General features: G+C 61.2%; 11 protein-coding genes. 4 read left to right on the top strand and 7 right to left on the bottom strand.

All coding sequences use genetic code 11. The annotated features are described in order from the left end of the window. Nucleotides 1–37 precede the first annotated feature (37 nt). Together AC56KL_RS07425 and AC56KL_RS07420 are read left to right on the top strand one after the other, a co-directional pair. Nucleotides 38–907 (top strand): PEP-CTERM/exosortase system-associated acyltransferase, encoded by an 870-nt coding sequence (locus AC56KL_RS07425; protein ID WP_497179525.1) that lies wholly within the window; start codon nucleotides 38–40, stop codon nucleotides 905–907. 27 nt (nucleotides 908–934) lie between these two features. Continuing rightward, nucleotides 935–1,786, top strand: a complete 852-nt coding sequence (locus tag AC56KL_RS07420) for a PEP-CTERM/exosortase system-associated acyltransferase (protein ID WP_497179524.1) — start codon at nucleotides 935–937, stop codon at nucleotides 1,784–1,786. A gap of 29 nt (nucleotides 1,787–1,815) precedes the next feature. Here the strand turns inward: AC56KL_RS07420 and AC56KL_RS07415 are convergent, their stop codons facing one another. Beyond that, nucleotides 1,816–2,643 (bottom strand): ThiF family adenylyltransferase, encoded by an 828-nt coding sequence (locus AC56KL_RS07415; RefSeq protein WP_497179523.1) that lies wholly within the window; start codon nucleotides 2,641–2,643, stop codon nucleotides 1,816–1,818. Between the two features lie 423 nt (nucleotides 2,644–3,066). Here AC56KL_RS07415 and AC56KL_RS07410 point away from each other — a divergent pair, with 423 nt between their 5' ends. After that, a complete protein-coding gene (locus AC56KL_RS07410; RefSeq protein WP_497179522.1) occupies nucleotides 3,067–3,936 on the top strand; it encodes a PEP-CTERM sorting domain-containing protein in 870 nt (289 codons plus the stop codon). 76 nt (nucleotides 3,937–4,012) lie between these two features. On the opposite strand, the gene AC56KL_RS07405 is transcribed toward AC56KL_RS07410, so the two are convergent. From AC56KL_RS07405 to AC56KL_RS07380, 6 genes are all read right to left on the bottom strand, one after another. Next, entirely contained in the window at nucleotides 4,013–5,113 is a 1,101-nt protein-coding gene (locus AC56KL_RS07405) for a nucleotidyltransferase domain-containing protein (RefSeq protein WP_497179521.1), read from the bottom strand. Beyond that, nucleotides 5,113–6,036, bottom strand: a complete 924-nt coding sequence (locus tag AC56KL_RS07400) for an HprK-related kinase A (RefSeq protein WP_497179520.1) — start codon at nucleotides 6,034–6,036, stop codon at nucleotides 5,113–5,115. Before AC56KL_RS07400 ends, AC56KL_RS07405 begins: the two co-directional genes overlap by 1 nt. Next, nucleotides 6,030–6,290, bottom strand: coding sequence for an HPr-rel-A system PqqD family peptide chaperone (locus AC56KL_RS07395; RefSeq protein ID WP_497179519.1), 261 nt, complete (start codon nucleotides 6,288–6,290; stop codon nucleotides 6,030–6,032). The genes AC56KL_RS07400 and AC56KL_RS07395 overlap by 7 nt, the downstream gene beginning before the upstream one ends. A 41-nt stretch (nucleotides 6,291–6,331) precedes the next feature. Further along, complete coding sequence (locus tag AC56KL_RS07390; RefSeq protein ID WP_497179518.1) at nucleotides 6,332–6,898, bottom strand: hypothetical protein; 567 nt, start codon at nucleotides 6,896–6,898, stop codon at nucleotides 6,332–6,334. Between the two features lie 194 nt (nucleotides 6,899–7,092). Continuing rightward, nucleotides 7,093–7,707, bottom strand: a complete 615-nt coding sequence (locus tag AC56KL_RS07385; RefSeq protein ID WP_497179801.1) for an XrtA/PEP-CTERM system exopolysaccharide export protein — start codon at nucleotides 7,705–7,707, stop codon at nucleotides 7,093–7,095. A gap of 157 nt (nucleotides 7,708–7,864) precedes the next feature. Continuing rightward, complete coding sequence (locus tag AC56KL_RS07380) at nucleotides 7,865–8,671, bottom strand: S1 family peptidase (protein WP_497179517.1); 807 nt, start codon at nucleotides 8,669–8,671, stop codon at nucleotides 7,865–7,867. A gap of 380 nt (nucleotides 8,672–9,051) precedes the next feature. On the opposite strand from AC56KL_RS07380, the gene AC56KL_RS07375 reads away from it, so the two are divergent. Then, nucleotides 9,052–10,581 (top strand): XrtA system polysaccharide chain length determinant, encoded by a 1,530-nt coding sequence (locus AC56KL_RS07375; RefSeq protein ID WP_497179516.1) that lies wholly within the window; start codon nucleotides 9,052–9,054, stop codon nucleotides 10,579–10,581. Nucleotides 10,582–10,597: the final 16 nt, after the last annotated feature.

Raw genomic sequence — 10,597 nt, 5'->3', positions numbered from 1 at the left:
CTTTTTTTTTGCCTGACGGCTCTAAATATTTCCTACGATGACTTCCCTTACTCGACAAGAAACATCTGAACGAGCCTCGGCGAGTCGATTCACGAGGCTGATTACCCTATTAAATGGCAAGCGCGATATTCTTATTCCCTATTTCACTTTTCAAAAAGTGCTAAAGGGAAATATCGATTCCTGTGTTCTAAAAGAAATATTTCGTCTGCGCTATGAAGTTTACTGCCTGGAAAGACAATATCTCGACGCAAGCGAATTCCAAAAAGAGCTGGAGACGGACGAATACGACGACTGTTCCATTCACTTCGCCGCGTACACGCTCGACAATAACCTGATTGGGACCGTGCGTCTCGTCCAGCCCCATCCTCATCAGGAATATCCGTTTGCCTCCCATTGCAGCCCATTCCCGGACTTCGTCGCCCCGGCGCGCGAGTCGGCAGCCGAGATTTCTCGTCTTGTCGTAAAGAAAGTCTACCGCCGTCGCCGTGGCGATTCGATGGAAGGCATTTCGCAAGATTTCCTTGAAAAAGGCAGCACTGGCGCCATTAAACCGTACTCAAGCGTACGGAGCGACAGGCGCCAAAATAGTCCGCTATTATTGTTGGGAATGTATCGGGAGATGTACCGCTATAGCCGCCAGAACGGGATTCGTTATTGGTATGCCGCTATGGAAAGGTCGCTGGCTCGCTCGCTGGAAAAGATGGGATTCAGGTTTGTGCCAATTGGGCCACAGGTCGATTATTACGGCCCTGTTACCCCGCACATGGCGGACCTGGATGAACTACTCGAGCGTTTACGAAAAGAAAATAAATTTCTTGCGGCCTGGTTCAACGACGAGCCCATTCCCTTCTGGATCATGGTGAAGACCATGGCCCGGAATCTCATGGGAGGGCTCAAGAAAAAATAACTTGGTTCCAGAACTGGACAAGGACAGATGGACAACGGAAAACTACGCGTCGACCCTGACGCCTTCTTGTCCCGCGTGGAATTCGGGGCTCATCAGGAAACAATCGATCACGTCAATCGCAAGATTTTTCGCGCCTACCGCGGCTGTAATCCCAGTAACATTCCTAACGATATCTTCAGGTTGCGCCACCAGGTCTACTGCCTGGAGTGCGCCTTCCTCCAGCCGGAACAGTACGTCGACGGAATGGAGCTCGACGACTACGATGATGCGTCGACCCACTTTGCTGCGTATACGCTGGATGAAAAGCTGATCGGGGCGGTCAGGCTGGTGCAGCCGCATTCGTCCAAGCCCTACCCGTTCGAGCTGCACTGCCAGGTATTCAGCGACTACGAGATGCCCAGCCGGGACCAGGCGGCCGAGATTTCGCGCCTGGTCGTGAAGAAAAGCCACCGGCGCCGGCGCGCCGATAGCGTGCTCGGCATCCCCGGCTTTGTGCAGCATGACGATCCATCCCAGGAATTCGATCCGGCCATCGACCGGCGCGACCGTACCTCACCCATGCTCCTGCTCGGCATGTACCGTGAAATGTACCGCCACAGCCTGGATTCCGGGATTCGTTACTGGTATGCGGCCATGGAACGCTCGCTGGCGCATGCACTGAAGAAGATGGGTTTCCGGTTCATGGCAATCGGCCCGGAAGCGAACTATTATGGATCAGTAACGCCCTATGTGCTCGACCTGCACGACCTGCGGCGTAAACTGGCGATGAGCAATCCGACGCTGGCGGCCTGGTTTGCCGAAAGGCCGCCGGTCGTCGAACATAGCCACCCGTCGCGCGTGCACGTCGTGCGCAAGCCGGGCATGGGCAACGATCACTAAATGCCTGTCCCGGTAGGCCGGGATAGGCACTAAGCGGCGATATTCACCATCCTGGTGACATGGTTGCGGAAACTGTGGATCACCATGTGCGGCGCTGCCGGCACGTCCATTTCGGCCAGCATGTCGTGCATCATCGCCATCGCTAGCGCCGCTACGGAAAAACTTCCCACCGCAATCTGCGACGCCGGGCACGCGGTGCCGTCTTCCATGATGGTCAGGGCCTTCGCGACTTCTTCCCTGACCTGTTCGTCCAGGTGCGCACCGATGCGCCCCATTACCCGCGTAAACACGGCCGTATAGTTCAGATTCCCCTCGGCGGCTGCAGCCTCGACGTCGCGCTGCAGGAGCTCCGGCAGCGAATTGCCGGAATGCGGAGGGAAATACAGTACACCGGCTCCGAAACCAATGTTCAGCGCCGTGAAGATCGGTTTGCCCTGGGCAGCCGCATTGCCGTGCAGGGCCAGCACCGCCTCCAGGTCGACGAAATCGATGGTGTCGAAGATGACGTCGACCTTGTTGACCAGTTCAGCCGCGTTGTGCTTGTCCAGCATGGCGACATGGACTTCGACCGTCGCTTCCGGATTGATGCGCAGGATGTGCTTCTTGAGTGCCTCGACCTTGGACATGCCCACGTCTTCGAAGTCGAAGAACTGGCGGTTCAGGTTGTGGGCGTCGACGGTATCGCCATCGATGAGCACGAAATGACGGAAGCCGGTCCGGGCGGCACAGATCACGGGTCCGCTGCCGAGTCCGCAGCCCGCAAACAGGATGCGAGTTTGTGCAATCTTATCCTGCGTCCCTGCGTGAATATAACCAGAGTTTCGTTTAGTAAATTCATTGTAATCAAAAGTAGTCATGGGATTCCTAATCATCGGTTAAGTTTCAGCCTAACTGCAGTATACCTGGTAGCAGACAGCACAAATTTTATCAAAAACAACATTATTTCGATTCGTAAATAAATTGTAATTGAAGGTAGCGACCCCGGTATCAATAACATTTCTATTTACCTTAATTAATATTTTTATTGCAGTGCAATATCTTTCCACTAATAAACTACCTAGAATCGAACGTTATTGCACTATATCATCTAATAAACGCTTGTGTTAAATAGCGCACTGTCGGCATCTTTTACAATCCGAGTGTGGATATAATAAATTCCATAAGGAAACCATACAATTTATCTTTATAATCAATTACTTACATTTCAACCTTAAAGCTGGCACAGATAATGCTAATTGTTTATCGTCGCTGTTGTGTATAACCACCTTGTGAGGATTAAGATGAACATGAACAAAGTTTCGAAAGCTGTTGCTGGTATCGCTCTGGCTTGCGGTCTGGCTGCCCCGGCAAGCGCCGCTCCGATCAATCTGAGCGTGGGCGACATCAAGATTACCTTCAACGCCTTCGATGCCGGCACCGTTGGCTACCAAGGTTCGGGCGAGGTGTGCAACACCCGCGAAAGCTGCGATGCAGCCGCAGCGATGAAATCGCCAGGTGGCATCGGTAGCGAAGATACCTGGGGCATCTTCTCGGTCGAAAGCATCAGCAATGAGTCGACCGGCGAGCAAATCTTCGTCGCTGGCCAAGGCGGTCAGTACCTGACCGGTGTCTTCGGCGGCCTGTACGACGTGTACGCCCAAGTGGTCAACGGCGGTGTCACCCTCACTTCGACCCTGAGCCAAGGTGGCTGGCTGAAGATGTACCTGAACGATGCCATGTATGATGGTTCCATCGGTCCGACCGGCCGCATTGGCGCCATGGGCTACGAAGGCATCACCGACATCGGCGGCACGCTGGCCCTCGACGCTATTTTCGCTCCGAATGCGATCGATTCGCCGGTGGGTGAGAATTCCTACGCTTCCACCTTCTTCAACAACGGTGAAACGGGCTTCGGTTCGGGCTACCTGGACGTGACCGGTGGCGCCTGGGCAAAGCAGTTCGATACCAACTCGCAAAAAGATGGCCACGATCTGCTGCTGACCACCACCTTCGACAACAACAACGGCCAAGGCCTGAACGGCTGGACCGTTGACGCCAGCGGCCACGTCGACGGCTCCATCGGCGAAGTCCCGGAACCGGGCTCGCTGGCTCTGCTGGGCCTGGGCTTCGCCGGCCTGGCCGGCCTGCGCCGCCGCCGCGCTGCCAAGTAATGTCTTGACTGCCGGGGAAACCCGGCAGCGCCAGACAGCCGAAAGGCCGGATCCTTACGGATCCGGCCTTTTCCGTTTACACGGCCGCTTCGGCGTGGCGCGGCGCGATGAAGGCCTTGTGGAACAGGTGACGCGCCAGCATCACCGGCGGCATGCGCAGCCAGTTGCCACGCAGGTAGAGGACCCCGAGCGCAAGCCGGGTGAAGCGGTCGGCGCAGCTCGGGTGCGGCGGGAGCAAGGCGCGCAGGAACAGCGCATCCATCAGCGCCAGCAAGGGCCAGGGCGGCCGGCCTGCGGCATCGGCCTGGGCCTGCACCGCCGCCGGCACCACGGTCCCGAACAGGCGGCTGCAATACCGCAGCGCGTAGAACAGCGGCCGCGCCAATTGCAGCTGCACGGCGCGCGCCGCGAGACCATCCCAGAATCCGGGTCTGGCGCCGAAGTGCTGCAACAGCCGGTGCAGGTCGAGCAGGTCGCGCAGGCCATGGTCCATCTCGCCCTCGGAAAACAGGTGCACGGCGCTGTGCAGCACCAGGTCATGCGGCGCCAGCATCCACAGGCCAGCACTGCCCGCAACCGGCTGCGCCGCCGCGCGCAGCAGCGCAGGGTCGGGCCGCATGCGCGCGGTTTCCGGCAGGATCGCATGGTGCACGTCGATCGTATTGCCGCGCTGGACGTGTTCCATCGGCGGCAGCTCGTGCATCCAGTCGCGGTAATAGCGCTGGTCGTAGGGATCCTGCTTGGTGCCGGCCCAACCGTGCAGCATCAGCGCCGCCTCGACCTCGCCGATGCGTTCCTTCGGCACCAGGATGTCGACGTCGGAAAAGATGCGTCCCTGCGCCGGCGGCAGCCCGGCCAACGCATAGGCTGCCCCTTTGAGCAGGATCAGCGGCATGCCGAGGCCCGCCAGGGCACGCCGGATCTGGTCGACCTCGAAGCGCACGGCGCCCCGGTGGCGGCTGGCCCCGGCAGCGGCCCAGTCCAGGTGGCGGCGCGGCGCAGCGGGCACCGTGTCGAGCAGTCCGGCCTGGTCCAGGCTTGCCGCCAGTGTTGCGACCATGCCGGCATTGGCCGCCTGGCGCAGCACCAGGTCCCAGCCGGACAGGTCGAGCCGCCCGATCCGTACCGGCTCGCGCAGGATCTCGACCAGCAGCGGCAGCGGCCTTGCGCCGGGCATCAGTGGCCGCCTTCGGCAAAGCGCTCGAACACGGCCATGGCATCGTCGAGCCGGCCGTAGCTGAACGTGTACCCGGCACAGTCATCGACCAGGCGCCCGAGGGTGTCGAAGCCCCGTGCGCCCAGCACCGGGTAGTTGAAATTGTTGTCGGCCATGCCGGTAAACAGGCGCGCCTTCGGCAGTGGAGTCAGCTGCGCCGGTGCGCCCGCAGCATACGCCGGGAACACGATGTGGGTCGCGCGCGCCGGCTCATCGGCGGCGGCGATGCTGGCCCTGGGCGCACGCATGTGGGCGATGGTGCCCTTGGTGGTGCCATGGATTTCCGGGCCGAACAGCGCATCCGGAGCGAACTCGCGGAGCACTCCGATCGAGGCATTCTTGAGGCTGACCGGGCGCGCCAGCGGAACCAGGGCCAGGTCGTGCGGCCGCACCAGGGTCAGCTCGTCCGACAGCAGGCGCCAGCCGCGGGTGGCCAGGGCGGCGCACAGCGTGCTCTTCCCGGAACCGGGCGGCGCCGGCAGGATCACGCCGGCATGGCCGCGCTGGAGCACGGCGGCGTGGAAAATCAGGTAGCCGTGCGCATGCTGCGTGACGCACCAGTTCATCACCCATTCGAACATGGCCAGGGCCTGGCCCAGCGGCAGGGGCTGGAACGGCGCCCGGCCGTCGCTGTCGAACCGCACCTGCGGGCGGTACCAGCGGCGCAGGCCGCCCGAGCGCCGGAAGCTCAGCTGGAAATCGGCGAAGCCATCTTCGCCTTCCACCGGAGAGTCGGCATACAGGAGCGCGATGGCGTCGGCGAGGTGCCCGAGGTCGGTACGGATGCGGTTGCGGAAAGGGCCGGTGCGCAGCACCAGGCCCGGCCCGGACAGGGCCAGGCGGCGGCGCACTTCATCGCGGCCGAGGCTGGCCACGGTCAGCATGGACAGGGCTCGATCAGGCTGAGCTGCGACAGTTCGCGGAGCAGCGTTTCGAGCTGGCTGCCGAGGGCCTCGTCATCGATGTCGAATTCCTCGAGCAGCCTGGAGGCCAGCACCGCCGGGGACGCAGGCCCTGGGCGCAGCGCTTCCAGCACACACAGTGCGGCCGGTCCCAGCAGGTGGGTGGCGCCGGACAGGTCGTTGTACAACACGGCTTCGTCGTCCCAGCAGCGGTAGTGCAAGGACTGCCCGTTCATCACACGCCAAAGCGGATGCGGCGAATCGACCCGCGACATGCTTAATTGCCGTTATAGGTAGACTCGAGGTAATTCTTCGTGGTCTCGACATTCCAGTAGATACCGCGTGCGGGCTCATAGTGGCCGGAACTCTGCAGCTGCGTCCACATCTGTATCAGGGTGCGCTCGGACAGGAAGCCGATCTTTCCCGACTTGACGTTCAGGTAAGCTGCCACCATGTGCATGCCGATGTTTTGCTTGTCCCAGCTTTGCGAACTAAGCATCTTCAGCAGCGACGTCTTGCCATAGGTGTTCATATTGGCGCTTGAGCAAGGGTATACCTCCCCGAACAAGGTCGAGGTCTCGACCGGCCAGCCCCCATGGTTTTTCCAGTAGCCCGGCGACCTGCCGATACAGGCCGGTCTCGTGTCGTCCGCATCGTTACTGCTCAGGCCGCTGGAGAGCGCGGACGAGGGCGACGCGCACTTGAAGTTGAGCGCATGGCTGCGCGTCGTCCATAACACGCCGGCCGCGCCGAGCCCGGCCTTGGCCAGGCGTCGACGCCCTGCGCCGCGCGGGCTCATCGGCGCTCCCTGCGCGGGGCGCTCTGCTTGGTCTTCGGTGGACACGGTGTCTATCCTCGCATTGGTGGTTCACTACAACGGCACAGTTACACTTAAGCAAGAAATATGCCGTTCCGCTTCGATTACGCAAAACTGTCTGCAAAAACAAGCGCATAGCGTGCCACGCTCATCCTGGCAAGCCCAGTCTAGCGAGATTCCTGGGCGCTGTGTCAAATTTTCCGACAGCTGTCAGGAATCTCTTAGAAAAAACTCTCCGGTATCACCAGCACGTCGCCTGGACGCATCGTGATGTTGGCGGAGATGTCCCCGTCCTTGATCAGGTCGTCAAGGCGCACCGCGTATTTCTGCTGTTTGCCATCCACGGTACGGATGATGCTGGCGCGGTTGCCCGAGGCGAATTCGGTGACGCCACCGACGGCGATCAGTACGTCCATCAGGGACATATCCTTGCGATACGGCAGTGCCTGCGGACGGGCAGCCTGGCCGATCACACGGATCTGCTCGCTATAATTGCCGACGAAATTCGTCACCACCACGGTGACTACCGGCTGCTGGATGAACTTCGCGAGCGCCGCTTCGATGTCGCGCGCCAGCTGGGTCGAGGTCTTGCCGGCAGCCGGCAGGTCTTCGACCAGCGGAGTGGTGATCTTCCCGTCCGGGCGTACCGGGACCGACATCGACACTTCCGGGTTGCGCCAGACGATGATGTTGATGGAGTCGCCCGGTCCGATCAGATATTCGGGGTTGACCGCCGCGGCTGACGGTACGGGAGCCGGGGTGGTGGCGCAGCCGGCCAGGACGAACAGGCAGCTGAGCGCCGCGGCCTGGGCAGCGTGCTTGATCTGATGGGTCATTTTCGTGCTCACGTCAAAATCCTCTGGTTGGCGGGCGCCGCAGGCCTTTCTGGCTAAGCGGCAACATGCTTGAGTCGGTCGAGCATAATTCTATACCATAGCACTTAGGCAACACGTGCACAATTGAAATACCGGCGCTGTCAAGGCATTGCCGGCACTAGGGCGCGCGCCTCAACAGCTCGCGCACGTGGCGCACCGGGATCGCATAGGTGATGCCGCTTGGATTCGATACCGCACTCTCCTTCAGCCCTTTCAGGTACACCGAATTGATCACACCGACCACATTGCCGTTGTCGGGCCGATACAAGGGACTGCCGCTGTTGCCGGGATAGGCCGTGCCGTCGAGCTGGTAGACCCCGAATGCCGAGCGCTGCAGCTGGGCGATCGCGCGCGCATCCAGCCGGCGCGAGTCGAGCGATGGCCTGACTGCCGGCGTGATCGCGGCCAGCAGCGCGCGGTGAGTCGCCGCGTGCAGGCCCAGCCGCATGCCAAGGGGGTAGCCGGTGAAAACCAGGTCCTGCCCCTCGGCCACGCTGTCGTCGGTGTCCAGCGCCAGCGCCGCCAGCGGCGCCCCTGTCAGGCGCAGGTGGGCAAGGTCGTGCTCGGCATCGAGTCCGGCCAGCCGCGCCGGGCGGAAGCTGACGGTTTCGCCTTCTCCACCAACCACAATGCCGAGCTCCTCGTTGCGCGCAAGGTCCAGCAGCTTCGGGATCACGTGGGCATTGGTGATGATGCTCAGGCCGTCGCCAACGGCAAATCCGGTTCCCACGAACACGACAGCAGGCTGCCGCGTCTTGAGCATGGTACCGACCCCGACTACGGACGGTTTTACCCGGGCCACCGTGCGCGGCAGGTCCTGGGCCCGCACTGCACCGACGATCGTACCGAGGCCGAGAACCAGTGCCGCCAGCGCCGCCCTGCGGCGTCGCTGGTGCCGGCCCGGGACGTTTCGGGGAAGAATCAATCGTGTGGGCACTTTTGTATTTCCGACATTAAAATACGTATTTGATACAGGGCAATTTTCGTTAAAGAAACGGTCACGAGTGTACGCGATACGGCCGCTGACTTGACGAAAAAATTGACAGTCGTGAAGCAATTTGCCAACTAAACGTTGCCATCTTGTAACTTTAAGGCGGCAAAAGCGGGTAAAAGCTGTCAAGTATGAGTTGCGTTTAGGAATTTATGTTGCAGAGAGGACTGGTTGTGTCGCCTCCCTCGGCTATTTTTCCGAACCGTAATTGCAATTGCTCAGTCAACAAGCGATCATGCAAACTATTTGACTAATTCATTGATGGATCAGCTTGCCAGCTTACTAAGGCAAGCGACTAGGCGAGAAAGCACGATATGGCAGATATCACAGCCGCAATCCTTACCTTCCTCAAAGCTATCGGGAAGTATCGCTGGCATGCAGTCTTCATTACCTGGGCCGTGGCCATCGTGGGCTGGGTAGTCGTCCTGAAACTGCCCAACCAGTATGAAGCGTCGGCGCGCGTCTACGTCGACACCCAGAGCATCCTGAAGCCGCTGCTGTCCGGCATGACTACCCTGCCGAACCTCGAGCAGCAGGTGCTCTACATGCGCCGCACCCTGATCAGCCGCCCGAACGTCGAGCAGGTGATGCGTATGGTCGACCTCGACGTCAAGGCCAAGTCCAGCAAGGAACACGACGCGATGGTCGAGGAGCTGATGGACAAGATCAAGATCGCCGGCACCGAGCGCGACGACATCTACACCATCAGCTACAGCGCGCCGGACCCGAAACTGGGCAAGGACGTGGTGCAGTCGCTGCTGACTATCTTCATGGAAGGCAGCTTCGGCGGCAAGAAACAGGATTCCGACAAGGCGGTCCAGTTCATCGACGACCAGATCCGCTCGTATGAAGAAAAGCTGGCGGGGGCCGAGAATACCCTGAAGGAATTCAAGATCCGCAACCTGGGCATGCTGCCACGGGAAGGCGGCGACTTCGGCTCGCGCATGATCGCGACCAGCGAAGCGCTGAACACGGCGCGCCTGGAGCTGGCCGAAGCCGAGCAGGCGCGCAACGCGATCCGCCGCCGTATCAGCGGCCAGGCCACGCCGGGCGACATCGCGGCCACGCCGATCACCGACCCCGAGCTCGAAGCGCGCATCGCTACCGTCGTGAAGAACCTGGACAACCTGCGCACCCAGTACACCGAAGCGCACCCGGATATCATCGCCAACACGCGCCTGCTCGAGCAGCTCAATGCGCGCAAGCAAGACCTGGCCAAGAACCGCAAACCGAGCGCCGACCCTGGCGCCGGCTACAGCCCGATGCTGCAGCAGCTCAACGTGTCGCTGTCGGAAGCCGAAGCGCGCGTGGCGTCGCTGCAGGCGCGCGTGGCCGAATATGCGTCGCGGGTGGCGCGCCTGCGCACCCAGAGCGTCCAGGCGCCGGAGATCGAGGCGCAGCTGGCCCAGCTCAACCGCGACTATGAAGTCAACCGCGAGAACTACCAGAAACTGGTGGAGCGCCGCGAGTCGGCCAGGCTGTCGGGCGACCTGTCGTCGGCCACCGACATGCTGACCTTCCGCGTGATCGACCCGCCGACCGCACCGGCGCTGCCGTCCGGCCCGAACCGCCTGCGCGCGTTCTCGCTGGTGTTCGTGGGTGCGCTGGCCGCCGGCCTGGCTTCCGCCTTCCTGATGAGCCAACTGCGTCCGACCTTCCTGAGCCAGGCCACCCTGCGCGAAGCGACCGGGCTGCCGATCCTCGGCTCGATCAGCATGAGTTGGACCGAACAGCAGACCATCCGCCGCAAGCGCCGCCTGGTCGCGCTCGGCGCTGCCGTGCTGGTGCTGCTGGCCATCTACGGCGCGGGCGTGACCGCCATCCTGGTCCGCCCGGGCCTGTAACCGATACAAGGAGCTG

The sequence above is a fragment of the Telluria sp. ZB4P34 genome (genome assembly GCF_059686055.1).
The sequence above is the reverse complement of the archived record's forward strand: the minus strand, read 5'-3'. Positions and strand labels throughout refer to the sequence as shown.